Source organism: Rhodococcus erythropolis R138 (assembly GCF_000696675.2).
In the GTDB taxonomy this organism is placed as follows: domain Bacteria; phylum Actinomycetota; class Actinomycetes; order Mycobacteriales; family Mycobacteriaceae; genus Rhodococcus_F; species Rhodococcus_F erythropolis.
Map to the genome: position 1 here is coordinate 5,791,078 of NZ_CP007255.1, position 14,485 is coordinate 5,805,562.

At 63.6% G+C, this 14,485-nt stretch carries 13 protein-coding genes; 5 read left to right on the forward strand and 8 right to left on the reverse strand.

What is annotated here, in order from left to right:
• Window positions 1-103: 103 nt before the first annotated feature.
• Complete coding sequence (locus H351_RS26630; protein WP_029254576.1) at window positions 104-1,444, reverse strand: hypothetical protein; 1,341 nt, start codon at window positions 1,442-1,444, stop codon at window positions 104-106.
• Window positions 1,437-2,333 carry a GTPase domain-containing protein gene (locus tag H351_RS26635; protein WP_029254575.1) on the reverse strand — a complete coding sequence of 299 codons (897 nt, stop codon included), beginning with the start codon at window positions 2,331-2,333 and terminating at the stop codon, window positions 1,437-1,439. Before H351_RS26635 ends, H351_RS26630 begins: the two co-directional genes overlap by 8 nt.
• Window positions 2,334-2,532: 199 nt before the next feature.
• Here H351_RS26635 and trmB point away from each other — a divergent pair, with 199 nt between their 5' ends.
• From trmB to H351_RS26650, 3 genes are read left to right on the forward strand one after another with little or no spacing between them, the layout of a single operon-like run.
• Complete coding sequence (gene trmB / locus H351_RS26640; protein WP_019747110.1) at window positions 2,533-3,291, forward strand: tRNA (guanosine(46)-N7)-methyltransferase TrmB; 759 nt, start codon at window positions 2,533-2,535, stop codon at window positions 3,289-3,291.
• Window positions 3,288-3,995: an NYN domain-containing protein gene (locus tag H351_RS26645; protein ID WP_003945733.1), complete on the forward strand. Its 708-nt coding sequence runs from the start codon at window positions 3,288-3,290 to the stop codon at window positions 3,993-3,995. The genes trmB and H351_RS26645 overlap by 4 nt, the downstream gene beginning before the upstream one ends.
• A 10-nt stretch (window positions 3,996-4,005) precedes the next feature.
• Window positions 4,006-6,927, forward strand: a complete 2,922-nt coding sequence (locus H351_RS26650) for an MMPL family transporter (RefSeq protein WP_029254574.1) — start codon at window positions 4,006-4,008, stop codon at window positions 6,925-6,927.
• A gap of 1 nt (window position 6,928) precedes the next feature.
• On the opposite strand, the gene H351_RS26655 is transcribed toward H351_RS26650, so the two are convergent.
• A complete protein-coding gene (locus tag H351_RS26655) occupies window positions 6,929-8,773 on the reverse strand; it encodes a DUF2339 domain-containing protein (RefSeq protein ID WP_029254573.1) in 1,845 nt (614 codons plus the stop codon).
• Window positions 8,774-8,911: 138 nt separating this feature from the next.
• Complete coding sequence (locus H351_RS26660; protein ID WP_019747106.1) at window positions 8,912-9,484, reverse strand: TetR/AcrR family transcriptional regulator; 573 nt, start codon at window positions 9,482-9,484, stop codon at window positions 8,912-8,914.
• Window positions 9,485-9,634: 150 nt separating this feature from the next.
• Here H351_RS26660 and H351_RS26665 point away from each other — a divergent pair, with 150 nt between their 5' ends.
• A complete protein-coding gene (locus H351_RS26665) occupies window positions 9,635-10,162 on the forward strand; it encodes a cupin domain-containing protein (protein ID WP_021333132.1) in 528 nt (175 codons plus the stop codon).
• Window positions 10,163-10,197: 35 nt separating this feature from the next.
• Entirely contained in the window at window positions 10,198-10,650 is a 453-nt protein-coding gene (locus H351_RS26670; protein WP_021333131.1) for a MaoC family dehydratase, read from the forward strand.
• 4 nt (window positions 10,651-10,654) lie between these two features.
• On the opposite strand, the gene H351_RS26675 is transcribed toward H351_RS26670, so the two are convergent.
• From H351_RS26675 to H351_RS26690, 4 genes are read right to left on the reverse strand one after another with little or no spacing between them, the layout of a single operon-like run.
• A complete protein-coding gene (locus H351_RS26675) occupies window positions 10,655-11,374 on the reverse strand; it encodes a DUF1707 SHOCT-like domain-containing protein (protein ID WP_029254571.1) in 720 nt (239 codons plus the stop codon).
• A 17-nt stretch (window positions 11,375-11,391) separates the two neighbouring features.
• Complete coding sequence (locus H351_RS26680; RefSeq protein ID WP_047269712.1) at window positions 11,392-12,024, reverse strand: response regulator; 633 nt, start codon at window positions 12,022-12,024, stop codon at window positions 11,392-11,394.
• A 28-nt stretch (window positions 12,025-12,052) separates the two neighbouring features.
• The gene (macS, locus tag H351_RS26685; protein WP_020906401.1) at window positions 12,053-13,276 is read right to left on the reverse strand and encodes a MacS family sensor histidine kinase; all 1,224 of its coding nucleotides are present in this window, start codon (window positions 13,274-13,276) and stop codon (window positions 12,053-12,055) included.
• Entirely contained in the window at window positions 13,269-14,447 is a 1,179-nt protein-coding gene (locus tag H351_RS26690; RefSeq protein ID WP_019747101.1) for an AI-2E family transporter, read from the reverse strand. Before H351_RS26690 ends, macS begins: the two co-directional genes overlap by 8 nt.
• Window positions 14,448-14,485: the final 38 nt, after the last annotated feature.

Genomic DNA, 14,485 nt, shown 5'->3' on the forward strand with positions numbered 1-14,485 from the left:
TTCGGCAACCCCTACCGAAACCGTCCGCTCAGTATTACCAGACCCCGACGATCAGTCGAGGCCGAAATTGCGGCGCTGTGGAGAACTCTGCACTCGCGGAATGTCAGTAGGCGGCGTTCAAAACGGCGAGGTCGCGCTCGCACGACGCCAGTTGCCCTGATCTGGCCGCGGCAAGCTCACGAAGTTCACCGTCGATCTCCACGATTCGGGCCTGCGCCGACGCCACCTGCTCGCGGCTCTCCGCCATGATCGCCGCTCCCAGATCCGCCTCGGCCTCGAGCAGAACACTCTGGACTCGCTGCTCCCACTGTGCGCGAACCGTCGACATCGATTCGACGATCCACGACCTCGAGTAGGCACGATCCGCCGTCAGCCCGCGAGTTCGCGCCAACCACCACGCCGCGGCGCCACCCAGAACCAACGTCACGGGGATACTCGCGAACTCCAGGGCCGGAATCATCTCCAGCGGAGTCACCGCGATACGGCCGAGGCCGAGACCCGCGGACGCGCCGACAAGAATTGTCACCCGGTCCTCGTTTCCGCGCTGACGGCGCGGCGGGCCCTCCGGAATCCGTGGGGAAGGCATGTATCCGATCGTGCCCGCCACTTCCACCGCTGCCGCCATCGCGGCATCGAACACCCGGGTGTGGTGGTCGACCTCGTGCTGCAGTCGCGTCGGCACGCTGCCCAATTCGGCTCGCGAGGCCGCATCGACCCAGGCACGTGCCCCCGCGACCGTAGCCCGGGTTGCCTCGGCGATTTGTTGTGACAGATCCCCGCGCGCTCGCTGCAGTCGGCTTCGCACCTGCACCAGGCGTTCGCCTCGCCGGCCGTCACGGTCTGCGAGCAGCTGTGATCGCTCGGCCCGCAGTTCGGCACCTGGAACACTGTCACGCAGATTCCTGATCTCTATCTCGATCATCCGGCGCGTCTGCGCGATGACACCGGAATCCGAACCGCCTGCTTCCCTCTCCCGTGCCGCCCGGCTCACGACGGCAACGAGCGACTGCTCTTGACCAGGCGCAATCGGGACCACCGGGGCCTGAGCAAAAGCGGTGCAGTGCGAAGCAAGAATCTCGGCATCACGCCGGCGCACCGCCTGCCAGTCTCGGTAGACGTCGATGCGGGTCAGCGCGACCACCACCGGGATTCCGCTCTCTGCAGCGTCGTCGAGAAGAAGAAGATCCTCGCGTCCGATCACACTGGCGGCGTCGACGACCAGAAGTACGACGTCGGCGTCCACCTCGCGTGTCACTGTCGAACAGGCATCCGAAGCATTGAACATCCGGGCGACGTCTTCCCGTCCACACCTCGGTGGGCCGACAACGTAAATTCCAGTGCCACTGGATGTTTCGGCGGCGACCTGGCGACCCGGATCGGATGCCGGATTCCATCGCTGCACCACGCGCAGCACCGAATCCGGAAGTACCGAAACGCTATCCATCGGTCACCGCCGGAGCGGAGCGATCGCCCCCGAGCTGCGCCCACCGACGCACATACCCGCGGCGAATCAGTGAGACCCTTTGTTGCGGAGCCTGTTCCGACCCGTCCACGAGCTCGCCCCACCACCGGCTGCATGTGCCCGCGTCGTCGGCGGTACGAGGATCGGGAGGCTCGCCTTGACGCAGGGCTCGAATTTCGGGGCTCATCATCGCCGCCGCGGCGCCGAACAGCACCGCGGAGTCCGAACTCAGATACAACTCGATCTCGTCCCTGCCCGCAGCGCTGCGCGAGGCAGACCGCCTCAGCGCCGGGCCGATCTGCTCGACCCGGCCCCACCACTGCGCCTCCAGAACAGGTCCGAGAGCCTCGAACAATTCTTCGACGCCGCGCCCGGTCAGTGTCTCCACCGGAACCGTGGGCACGCCGACGGTCTCCGAGATCTCCGCGGCCCGTCCCAGCGCCTCGTCCCAGCGCGGCCCGAACAAGTCAGCCTTGTTCGCAGCGACGACCACACGATCGGAAACTCGGGCAATGGCTCGGCCGTCGACGTCGCGGACCGCGTCGACCACCACGTAGACAACGCAACGACGACCCAGATCGGGGTTCGGCGTTCCAGGGACGTCGAACGCGCGTGACTCGGTCACCACAACCGGTGCGCCGACGACTCTGTGCGAGAACCGGTCGTCGCGCCCCAGGATCCGCGCCAACGACGACCGCCCCACCCCGGCTCGCCCGGCGACCACCAATTCGAGCGGCGCGCTCAGCGATCCGAGCACCGAGTGAACCGCCTCTGCGGCTCCCGAATCGATCGACGTCAGCCGATATGCCAGAGCGCGCAAGTGGTCGATCGGCTCCGCGCAGGCGTCGTCGATCGATTCTGCGGGCAACATTCGTGACCAATTACTGCATGCAAATCCTGTGTTCATCCCCACCCCACGTCCCCATCGTGTCGGTGAGATTCTGTCAGGTTCTCGGCAAGGACGGCAGGTGACACCACTCTTTCGCTAGCTGTCCGAAGTCGGCTGTTTCAGGACTTTCCGCAGAAAGTCTCAACTCAAACTTCAGACCCGTCTGCGCTAAACGGGGGTCATGCGTGACAATGGGTTCGTGAACGAAGCCGATCAGCATGCACCGCAGACCCCTGACACGGGGCAGACGGACCACGCCAAGGGGTCCCGTCTCCATCCGAGAGTGACCAGCTTTCGCTCTCGCCGGGGTGCGCTGACCGACGCGCAGCAGCAGGCTTGGGACCGTCAGTGGCCGCTCATCGGCGCCGACGTCTCGGACACACCGCTCGACGCGAACGCCTGGTTCGGACGCGAGGCACCCCTGATCATCGAGATCGGTTCGGGTACCGGCACCGCGACGGCCGCTATGGCCAAGGCGGAACCGCACGTGAACCTGATCGCGATCGAGGTGTACCGCCCGGGGCTCGCGCAACTTCTCCAGCAGGTCGAGCGTGAAGAGATTCCCAACGTCCGCGTACTACGCGGTGACGCGATGGACGTACTCGAGAACATGGTCGCCCCCGAGTCCCTGACGGGCGTCCGGGTGTTCTTCCCGGACCCGTGGCCCAAGGCCCGCCATCACAAGCGTCGCCTCCTGCAGGGGCCGACGTTCGCGCTGATCGCCAACCGCCTCAAGCCCGGCGGAGTCCTGCACGTGGCAACCGATCACGCCGAGTACGCCGAATGGATCGAAGAAGCCGGCAATGCCGAGCCACTGCTGACCGCACTCGACTGGGAGTCTCCGATGACCCACGAGCGTCCGGTCACCAAGTTCGAGGACAAAGCCCATAAGGTCGGTAGTGCAATCACCGAGCTTATATGGGGGAAGATCAGAGCATGAGCGTCAGCGAACAGCTATCCGACGACGTGACGTCGTCGGAATCTCCTCTCGACTTCGGTCGTGACTCCCGCCACCCCAAGCGGGTGCTTCTGGTCTGGGATGCCCCCAACCTGGACATGGGCCTCGGCGCCATCCTCGGTGGCCGGCCTACCGCCGCCTACCGGCCACGATTCGACGCTTTGGGTCGTTGGCTGCTCTCTCGCACCGCCGAACTGTCCGCACAGAACAGCGGCACGCTCGAGCCTGAGGCGACCGTCTTCACCAACATCGCGTCCGGCAGCGCCGACGTCGTTCGTCCTTGGGTCGAAGCCTTGCGTAACGTGGGTTTCGCGGTGTTCGCCAAGCCGAAGGTCGATGAAGACAGCGATGTCGATTCGGACATGCTCGAGCACATCGCGCTCCGGTACGGCGAGGGCCTCGCCGGAATCATGGTCGCGTCCGCCGACGGCCAAGCGTTCCGCGAACCTCTCGAGGACATCGCAGCAACCGGTATCCCGGTCCAGGTTCTCGGGTTCCGTGAACACGCCAGCTGGGCTGTGTCGTCCGATATCTTGGACTTCGTCGATCTCGAGGACATCCCAGGTGTCTTCCGTGAGCCTCTGCCACGGGTAAGCCTGGACACCCTGCCCGACGAGGGCGCCTGGTTGCAGCCGTTCCGACCGCTTTCTGCCCTGCTCATCGGGCGAAAAAGTGTTGCCGAGTAGGAGTTGATCAGTGTTCGCCAGCTGGGGAAGCATCGTCTATCGAGCCCGCTTCACCGTCATCGCTGTCATGGTGGCGGGGCTCCTCGGGCTCGCTGCGTACGGCCTGAGCCTGCAGGATCATCTCAGCCAGAGCGGCTGGGACGATCCGGGGTCGGAATCGGTAGAGGCTGCAAAACTCGCTGACGGCACGTTCGGACGCAGCACGACGGGTGACGTTCTGGCGCTGTACACGGCGCCGGAGGGCAAGACCGTCGACGACCCCGAGTTCCAAGCGAAGGTCATCGACAATCTGCAGCGGCTCGTCGCCGACAACCCCGACCAGATCATGAAGATCAACGGCTCGTACTTCAAGGTCGACAACGGTCTCTCGGTGGCGGCCCTTGCGGACAAGACCAAGCAACACGCGGTCACCAGCATCGCGATCGCCGGCGACAACGACACTGCGGTGTCCAACAACTTCCGCGACGTCGAGTCGCAGTTCTACATCGACGGCGTCGACGTGCAACTCGCCGGCCTGCAACCTGTCGCGAATTCGCTCAACGACACGATGGCCAACGACATCAAGCGCATGGAAATGCTCGCGATTCCCGCCGTCGGTGTCCTGCTGTTCTTCGTCTTCGGTGGCGTCGTCGCTGCAGCCCTCCCGTTGATCGTCGGCGGTCTGACCGTCATCGGCGCCAACGGCATCATTCGACTGATCACCAACTTCACCGAGGTCAACGCGTTTGTTGCGCCCGTGGTCTCTCTGGTCGGCCTGGGTCTCGCGATCGACTACGGACTGTTCATCGTCAGCCGTTTCCGAGAAGAGATAGCCGAGGGGTACGACACCCCGACCGCAGTACGCCGAACGGTCATGACGGCGGGTAGAACGGTCATGTTCTCGGCGACCATGGTTGCCGTCAGCCTCGGCGGTCTGCTGTTGTTCCCGCAGGGCTTCCTCAAATCGGTGGCCTACGGCGCCATTGCTGCCGTCATGCTTGCCGCGATCTCGTCCATCACGATTCTTCCCGCGATTCTCGGCATTCTCGGCAAGCGGATCGACGCGCTGACCTTCAAGAAACTGCGCCAGACCAAGACCAACGAGGAAATCGAGAACGGTTTCTGGGGCAAGCTCACCCGCTGGGTCATGCAGCATCCGCTCAAGGTCGCGGTCCCGATCGTCGCGGCTCTACTGCTGATGATCATTCCGCTGACGGGCATCAAGTTCGGCGGTATCAACGAGACGTACCTGCCCCCGGACAGCCCCACGCGTGTCGCGCAGGCGCAGTTCGACGAACTCTTCCCCGGCAATCGCACCGAGCCCGTTCGACTCGTCATCGAGGGAGCGGACAACACCACTCTCGGTCAGATTTCCAAGACCGCAAACGCTGCGCCGGGTCTGGTCGAGAAGTTCACCCCGGAGGTCGCGACCAAGGACGGGGTCAACGTCCTAAAAGCCGGTCTGACCGAGCGCAACGAGGCACGTCCCACCATCGACTATCTGCGATCCGCGGATTGGCCCGAGGGCACAACTGTGCTCGTCGGCGGTACTCCGGCCATCGAGCAGGACAGCGTCGACGCGTTGCTCGACCGTCTGCCGCTGATGGTCGTATCGGTCATCCTGCTGACGACGCTGCTGATGTTCTTGACGTTCGGTTCGCTCGTCCTGCCCATCAAGGCTGCGTTGATGAGCGCGCTCGGCCTGGGTTCGACGCTCGGAATCTTGACCTGGATCTTCATCGACGGCCACGGTTCCGGTCTGTTGAACTTCACGCCGGGACCGATCATGTCTCCCGTCCTGGTGTTGATCATCGCGATCGTCTACGGCCTGTCGACCGACTACGAAGTGTTCCTGCTCTCCCGCATGGTCGAAGCGCGAGCGCAGGGCGCGAGTACTACCGAATCCATCCGAATCGGCACGGCACATACCGGCCGGATCATCACCGCTGCCGCACTGATTCTGATCGTGGTCACCGGTGCATTCGGCCTGTCCGATCTGGTGATGATGAAGTACATCTCGTACGGCATGATCTCCGCGCTGATCATCGACGCCACGCTGATCCGAATGTTCCTGGTCCCCGCGACCATGAAACTGCTCGGCGACGACTGCTGGTGGGCCCCGGCCTGGATGAAGCGGATCCAGCAGAAGATCGGGCTGGGTGAGCCGATCCTCGACAACGAACTTGTGCTCGCAAACGTCCCGGAGATCGCGCCCGTCGGTGCGATCGCCGGACCGGGTCAGCCGCGCAAGATCGAAGCGGCCTCGCGGGTCATGCCGCCGCCTGCCCCGGCTGCACAGCCGGAAAGCGGACCTCGTGTTCCCGATCCTCTCACCGAGCCCATTCCGCTCAGCGAAATGACGATCAAGGCACCGAACACGGATACACCTGCCGCGGAGAAGCCGGCACCGCGACGTCGTCTCGATATCGGGAGTGCAGCCAGCGCGCCCCAGAACTTGATCGAGGCACCGGTCCCCAATCCTTCGTACCGACCGCAACCGAACACCACCGACAAGCGGAGAAACCCGACGCCCACTGCGCCGGCCGAGCGTCCCATCGAGAGTTGGTTGTCGGACCTGCGGGCTCGGGAACAGACTCCCCCGGCCTCACGGCCGCTGCCGGTGGTCCGGACGCCTTCGCGTACTAACGGTTCGGCAAGCAGCGGTTCAGGTACCAACGGCTCGAGCCGGAATGGCTCTGCAAACGGTGCTACCAACGGTTCTGCAACAAATGGCGCTGCAACAAACGGTTCTGCAACAAACGGCTCGGCCCCGACCTCGGTGGAGGCGACCCCCCAGTCGCCGCCTCCACCGATCGCTCCGGAGCGTCGTCCCACCGAGCCCCGAGTCTCGGATGCCTCTGACGGCGACGACAACGCCACCGGCAGGCACCGGCCTGACGATGCAGGCGCCATCAGTGTCAGCGAGCTCATCGCTCGCCAGAAGCGAAGCTGACTCATGATCCAGAAGCGGAGCTGACCTGCTCCTGCTTGGCGAAGGCTCGTGCATAACGAGTCCCGACCAGCAGGAGCAGCAAGCCGACCACCAGGAAGGCAGCGCTGCGCACCAGCCCACTGAGCGTGGCCAGGTCGAAGAGGAACAGCTTGGCCACTGCCGCGCTGGTGAGAGCAAGACCAGCTCCGAGCAAAACGCGAGCATGCTGACGGTTGTTCAGGCCGAGCACCAGCGCTGACGTGGCGGCAAGCATCCAGACGATGGTTGCAACGCTGTGCCCGGCAACAAATCCGGTTGCACTGTCGAAGATTTCGACGCCGGATGAGACGAGCGCACACGCCACCGCGTAGAGGACACCAAACCCTGCGGCCGCCCATAGAACCGCTGCATTCGAATCGGCGATCAACTTCAGTCGGTGAATCGCCCACACCAGCATCACCAGTGCACCTATCGCCGTCAGGCTCGAGAGTGCCGTGATCGCACCGAGTTGCATGGATGCGGCACGGGCAGTCGTCAACGCTTCCGGCGGAACCGTCGTGAGATATCCGATCGATCCGATTGCCGCAAAGGCGGTTCCGAGGGCGAAGACGAAGCGCGAACCTGCATACAGCGAGACTCTGAGGAAGATCATGCCGACGGTGAGGACCAGCGGTACGACCAGAGATTCCGTCGCCCCGGACAAGCAGCACAGCAACAATGCGAGAGCGCCGGTTGCGCCCAGTCCGAATCGCAGTTGCGTCGGCAAAGGCTTGGCTGCCGCTGCAGCGGAAAGTAGTAGTAGCGCAGCAATTCCGTACAGCACTGCGGATTCGGTGCGCCCGAGCACGGCCCCGACGCTCATCAGCGGAAGGGACGAGACAACAAAGGTAGCGGTGGACCACGCCCCTGCAACTCCGCCGCGCGAGGGCGAACCCGTCCACTGCATAGCCATCGCGCAGCCCGCGCCCACTATTGCAACCACGCCGGCACTGATCACCAATTGCACTGCACTGTTACCGGATTCGCTGAAGATGGACTCCGACGCTATCGCTACGAGCAGCGCGAGAACCACCGGTACTGTGCGCGCCATGCCCAGGTACTTCCAGTCACGACCGAGTTGGGCGGAGAACGTCGCCGACTGGATCGCGAAGAGGAAACCGATGAGAGTCAACGATATTCCCGACGTCAACACGGGAGCCAGCACCGCTGCGCCCAGAACGATCATGAGCGCCAGTGATTCGGAATCCCATTTCACCGCCAAAGCAACCCCGGCCGCGGCAATCCCGAAGGCAATCACCACCGCGAGCGGCGTCGTCACCCAGCCGTAGAGAACCGAGGCAGCGACGACGTCGAGGTACATTCCCGCAAAACCTGTGGCGGCCAGAGCAATCGCTCCCACTTTGCCGCCTGGGCGTCCGTGGACCCGCACCCCGGCAAACACCAAGGCGCCGGAAAGGAGTGCGCCACCGAGCACCCGCAGCGGCGGTCCGAAGAATCCGGCCTGCGCTGCAAGTACCAGCAGCATCACGACGCCGATCAGTGTGACGGCAACACCGGCCGCGGCCAGGAGTCGACTGATGACACCGTCGCGTTGCCACCAGGGCTGGCGAGGTGCGGCAACCGGATACGTCGGCGGCTGCCAGGTGGGCACGTTCTGCTGAGGACGCATTGGCGGCATCTGTGGCGCCGGAGCTGCGGGTGCCGGAACTACCGGCATGGGCGGGGGAACAGTAGCCGAGGCCAGCTGAGTCTGCAGGATCGACAGGTTCTGGCCCATGTGGCGCAACTGCCGGCCGATGCTGTCGCACTCGGCCGAGAGGGCGGTCACCAGTCGCGGATCGACGGCGGGAGAGCTCGGTGTGGTCATGGCTACGAGCTTGCTGCGTGGCCGAGCCGATCAGATGAGTAGTACTACTCGATCAGCCTGGGGGAGTTCTCGTATTCAACTGAGGACACCTTCGACTGACGGCACCATCGACCGACTGCATCATCGACCGACAGGGAACTATCGCCGAGGCGCTGCATTCCGCAATCGTTCGGAGAGCAACCGACCCGAAGTGTGAAGCGGAGCGGGATCCTGACGCGCCCGAGCGAGGACAAGCGCGCCCTCGAGTGCGGACAAAGCGAGAATTGCCTCGGACTCTGCGTCTTCGCGGGACCAACCGTCGGCTTCGAGGCGCTGAGCCAGCAGCCCCAGCCACGAGTTGTACCCGTCCGCACAAGCACCACGGATGACCTCGGATTCGGTTGCGGCATCCAGTGTTGCCGTAGCCAGGGCGCATCCACGTTCGTAGTCCGAATCCGACAAACGCGCAGCCAGTGCGGCAGCAAATGCCGAGATCGCGGTGGCGGCATCGGGTGAGCTCTCCAGGAGATGCCGGATGAAATCGGCCATTGCCTCACCGCGTCGCCTCAGAGCCTCGCCTGCGAGTTCTTCCTTGCCACCGGGAAAGTGAAAGTACAAGGACCCCTTGGTGGTCGCGCTCGCCGAGAGCACTTCCGACACACCCGTTCCCGCGTACCCCTTCCGCTGCAACAAGTCGGCAGCGGCATCGACCAACAAATCCCTCGTAGACATAAGTTCAACATACCGATCAGTACACATATCGACAACACTTGAAGTGCATAAATAGCCAAAACCTTGCATCACTAGACCGATTGGTACATGATTCGAGAATCGAAACCGGAGCGCAGCCAACGACGCTCACGACGGCAAAGGACCAAATCGATGTCACCGAATTCCGCAAACCACACCACGACGACCGTCCTCGGGCCGGACGTAGATCTTGCCGGGACTCTCGCTTCCACCGGCGTCCGGATGATGGTTCGAAGCAAACAAACCGAGGGAGGATTCTCTCTTGTACAACACCGCATCGCTCCGCATTCGATGACCTCACCGGTCCATCGCCACAGCCGCGAAGACGAGTACACGGTGGTTCAAAGTGGCCGCGTCGCAGCGATGGTCGGAGACGAGGTCGTCTACGCGGAGACTGGCGCCATGATCTTCAAACCGCGTGGCCAGTGGCACGCCGTGTGGAATCCCGACGACGCTCCAGCACGGATTCTCGAAATCATCACGCCCGGAGGGATGGAAGACCTGTTCGAACTGATGCCGAAACTACTGGCCGAAGCAGGTTCCGCCGCGGAATCGGTTGCAGCGCGGGTAGAAGCAGATTTCGGGATCGAATTCGATCTCGTTGCCACCGCCGAGATCGCACAGACGCACGGTGTGGGATTCGGCATCGAAAGTCACTGACCGACTGCCAGCACCTACCGATCAAAGGAAGATTCATGCTTGTACTCACCGGAGCAGAAGACCTCAGCGCCAACCTGAACCAAGAGTTGGGCGTCAGCGACTGGCACGATGTCACGCAGGAGTCCATCGACGAGTTCGCCCGGGTCACCGGCGACGATCAGTGGATCCACGTCGATGAGGATCGCGCGAAGGAGTCACCGTTCGGTGGAACGATCGCACACGGCAACTACACGCTCTCACTCGGACCCATGTTCTCGTATGCGATGTTCTCGCTCGAGGGTTTTGCGTTTGCTCTCAACTGCGGATTCGACAAGGTCAGGTTGCCTGCTCCGCTTCCGGTTGGCTCTCGCGTCCGCATGCGTGCGACGTTGAGCAAAGTCGAACCGATCAATGGCGGCGTCCAGATCACGGTGACGCAGACATTCGAACGAGAACACGGTGACAAACCCGTGTGCGTCGCCGAGATGTTGACCCGCGCGTATCACTGAAAGGTCAGGAGCCGAACATCTTTCGGATCGTGGTACCGAAGGGATGCTTCGCGGTGACACTGCCGAATCGCACCTTGCCGTGCACCACCAGATGCAGCGGGCCCATCTGCGGGCCGGAACGAACCTTGTTCGACGCGCTTCCTCCGACTGCCTCGACACCGTTCATGTCCACCGTCGCCTCTTCGGGAACGATCAGTGAAATCGAACTGGCGTAGTCGTCGATCGAGATGTTCACGACCTGCGTCTGCATCACAGCGCGCGTGAAATCGATAGTCACACTGGACATTCTGGTATCGACCACGACAGCGGGAGGAACGATCCATGCGCCGTTTCGCGTCACCGTCGCCATTCGTCCACGAATCACGGCAGCATTTGCCGTTCCGTAGTTACCGACAACCGGAGCGCCGACGGGAGCGCGGTAAGGCGGGCTCGGGTGAACCGGCGGCGGTTGGGGTTGGTACGTCGGCGCAGGATACGGCTGGCCTTGGTACATCGGCTGACCTGCATTGGGATACGCGGGTGGGTCGTAGTCGGAGATCAGCGTGATGCCCGGAAGATCGGCGAGAACCGAGTTGAGCTCACCTCGCGTCTTTGCAGCCAAGGCAGTGTCCATGCGCTCGGTGAACTCACCGAGCGAGAGCATCCCTTGACCGACAGCTTTCTGCAGCAGCTCGCCGACGTGCTCTCGTTCGGCATCGGATACGCGTAGATTCCTGGCCTCCATGATTTCCAGGATAAACGTTATTCCAGACCTTGTTCTATCGCGTATCGCGTGAGCTCGACGCGATTGGCCAACTGAAGTTTCCGCAGCGTCGCCTGGACGTGGTTTTCGACGGTCCGGTGGCTGAGCGAGAGCCTCGTGGCGATCTGTTTTGCGCTCAGCCCCTTGGCGACAAGACGGAGCACTTCGGTCTCACGGTCGGTGAGCCGAGGCAGCTCGGGTGCGCGATCGTCGGCCGGTGCCGTCGACATCCGGCGGTACTCGCCGAGCACCAATCCGGCGAGGCCGGGTGTGAAGACAGCTTGTCCGTCGAAAGTCGCTCGCACGGCCTCGAGTAGTTCCGCCACCGAAGCACTCTTGACCAGGTAACCCGACGCTCCGGCTTTGACCGCGTCGAGGACGTCGTCACGCTCGGCGGAGGCCGAAAGCACCAGTACCTTGCTCTTCGGCGAAACCTCGAGCACCGCGGTGGTGGCGTCGGCACCGTTTCCGTCCGGCAGGTTCATGTCCATCAGAACCACGGCCGGTTGCACGGCGGCGGCTCGGCGGCGCGCACTCTCGACACCCTCCGCCGTGGCGCTCACGGTGAAGCCCGCGGCTTCGAGGTCCCGGGAGACACCGTCGCGCCACATCGGGTGATCGTCGACGACCATCACCGTCACCGGATTCTCGCCCTTTTCGTCAGCCACGCTCACTCTTCCCCTTCGGAACGTTGATCTCCCATTCGGTGCCCTCCCCCGGCCCCGTTTGCAGGACTGCAGTTCCGCCGAGCACCTGTACTCGACCGAGAATGGACTTCGATACTCCCATGCGGCCTTCGGCCTCGGCCTGCGCCAAGCGACCTTCGGGGATTCCGACGCCGTCGTCGCGGACACTGACGATCACCTCGTCCGGCAGATCTTCGAGCAATACGTACGCCTTCGCCGCAGGACCGGCGTGAAGCCCGACATTGGACAGGGCATTGTCGACGATGGCTGCCAGTTCGATTGCTCGATCGCGCTCGATCACGACCGGATGCGCGGGCGTCGACACCGACACCGACGTGCTGGCCTGCGTAGTCAGCAGCGGACACAGATCCACTGTCTGTCCGCCGACATCTGCCGCGGCACCCGAAACCTGCTCGGAAATCAGCATTCTCAACGCGACCTCCTGCTCGCCGGCCAGAGCGGCCAGCTCAGCTGCCTCGCCGCCGAGTGCGGCTCCTCGCCGGCGCACCATCGCCAGCACCTGCAGAACGCCGTCGTGTACTTCGCGTGCCAAGCGTTCGCGCTCTTCCGTTGCCGCGGCCAGACGTACGGCTTGTTCGAGTTGCCGATGCGAGCGCCGAGCGGTGGTGGTGGCCAAGCCCAACGCCAGACCAACCGATACGAGAACGGGAGCCGTCGCATCGCGCCAGAGATCCAGGTTGACCTGATCGCGGATGATCGCGCTGGCCGCCGAAATGACAACTCCGGACGCCATACCGAGCCACGGCCCGCCGAGAATTGCCGCGGAGATGACCGCGTTGGTGGCCCACAGCGTGGTGGGGAGCGTCTGGTGATTCTGATACCACTCGTGGTCGGAGACCAGCCTCGTCGACGCCATCAGCAAGATGACGACCACCTGATCGGCGATCACCACCTGGTACCTCGGCAGCGTCTTACCGAACAGAGCACCGGAAGTTCCGAGCAACAGCGCCGACACCCCGGTCCACACGGCCATCAGAGCGACGAAGAACCAGCTGAGCCGGGAGTTGGTGTAGTCGGAGGCCGAAGCGAACTGGTAGCTGATCGCGTACACCAGCGTGACGAGGCGAAATGCCTGCGCCGCCCGCCACAGCGGGGCATCAGGGTCGGTGTCGACGCCCGACGCCTCGCGAACGGTCGGCTGATAGTGCAGCCGACGACGGCGGGTGGGCTCAGTCATCGGGAGGAGTGGGGTTCACGATGCGAGGCTCGGCGCGCGGCTCGTCGGGTTCGGCGGGGAACAGTGGGGTCTCCGGATCTTCGACGTGCAGTTCGGCGTACGCGATATCCGGGTCGTCGGCGAGGAGGGAACGAATGGCGGTATTCAGGACCGCGACGATCGGAACAGCCAAGAGCCCGCCGACGATTCCGGCGAGGACGATGCCCGTTGTAATGGCGAGAACGACTGCCAGCGGATGCAGGCGAACAGCGCGACCCAACAACAGCGGTTGCATCACGTGCGCTTCGAGCTGCATGACGCCGATGATGATGCCGAGGACGATCAGTGCCGTCAGGAAACCCTTCGTGACCAGAGCGACAAGCACCGCGAGAAAACCGGTCAGAAATGCACCGACGATCGGGATGAACGCGCCGATGAACACCAACGACGCCAGCGGCAGGGCGAGCGGCACCCCGAGGATCGCAAGGCCGGCACCGATACCGATCGCGTCGGCGGCTGCAACCGCGACCGTGGCCCGCACGTAACCGATCAGCGACCCGAAACCTGCAGAACCGGCGATCCGCACGCGACGACGAGCGTCGGTGGGAACGATCCGGGTGACGAACTGCCAGATCTGGTCGCCGCCGTAGAGGAAGAAGATGAGAGTGAACAGCGTCAGCAATGCCCCGGTGAAGATCTCGCCGATGACTGTCGCCGTGGTCAAGGCGCCGCTGGTCAGGGACTCACGATTGGATTGCACCGACTTGACGACCGAATCACCAGCCTGGCGGATCTGATCCTCGCTGAAGTGCAGCGGTCCGCTGGTGAGCCAGTTCTGAATCTGCGTGACGCTGGCCGTGAACTGGTCGGTGAGCTGGGGCAACCCGTCGATGAACTGCTCGACGACAAACGTCATGATTCCCGCGACCAGTCCGATCGAGGCAAGCAGAACGACGATCACAGCTGCCGAGCGAGGAACTCCCCACACCTGTAGCCGATCGACAACCGGAATCAACAGAGCCGATGCCAGTAGAGCCAGCCCCACCGGGATGAGCACGGTCTCGAGGCGCAGAACCACGTATCCGAGAACCAGTAGCCCGGCAAAGATCACGATGAGGCGCCACGACCATTCTGCCGCGATACGCACGCCCGGATGCACCGCCCGAGCGTCGGCGGAGATGGGTTTGTTCATCCTCGAAGCTCGCTCCGCACGCCCCCTGTTTGCGTTCA

What these genes read in the sequence shown, in the direction of transcription:
- H351_RS26680 (WP_047269712.1), bottom strand. Translation starts at nt 12,024, where the DNA reads ATGGTCGTCGACGATCACCCGATGTGGCGCGACGGTGTCTCCCGGGAC.
- H351_RS26655 (WP_029254573.1), bottom strand. Translation starts at nt 8,773, where the DNA reads ATGACCACACCGAGCTCTCCCGCCGTCGATCCGCGACTGGTGACCGCC.
- macS (WP_020906401.1), bottom strand. Translation starts at nt 13,276, where the DNA reads ATGACTGAGCCCACCCGCCGTCGTCGGCTGCACTATCAGCCGACCGTT.
- H351_RS26675 (WP_029254571.1), bottom strand. Translation starts at nt 11,374, where the DNA reads ATGGAGGCCAGGAATCTACGCGTATCCGATGCCGAACGAGAGCACGTC.
- H351_RS26670 (WP_021333131.1), top strand. Translation starts at nt 10,198, where the DNA reads ATGCTTGTACTCACCGGAGCAGAAGACCTCAGCGCCAACCTGAACCAA.
- H351_RS26635 (WP_029254575.1), bottom strand. Translation starts at nt 2,333, where the DNA reads ATGTTGCCCGCAGAATCGATCGACGACGCCTGCGCGGAGCCGATCGAC.
- H351_RS26690 (WP_019747101.1), bottom strand. Translation starts at nt 14,447, where the DNA reads ATGAACAAACCCATCTCCGCCGACGCTCGGGCGGTGCATCCGGGCGTG.
- H351_RS26630 (WP_029254576.1), bottom strand. Translation starts at nt 1,444, where the DNA reads ATGGATAGCGTTTCGGTACTTCCGGATTCGGTGCTGCGCGTGGTGCAG.
- H351_RS26645 (WP_003945733.1), top strand. Translation starts at nt 3,288, where the DNA reads ATGAGCGTCAGCGAACAGCTATCCGACGACGTGACGTCGTCGGAATCT.
- H351_RS26660 (WP_019747106.1), bottom strand. Translation starts at nt 9,484, where the DNA reads ATGTCTACGAGGGATTTGTTGGTCGATGCCGCTGCCGACTTGTTGCAG.
- H351_RS26665 (WP_021333132.1), top strand. Translation starts at nt 9,635, where the DNA reads ATGTCACCGAATTCCGCAAACCACACCACGACGACCGTCCTCGGGCCG.
- trmB (WP_019747110.1), top strand. Translation starts at nt 2,533, where the DNA reads ATGCGTGACAATGGGTTCGTGAACGAAGCCGATCAGCATGCACCGCAG.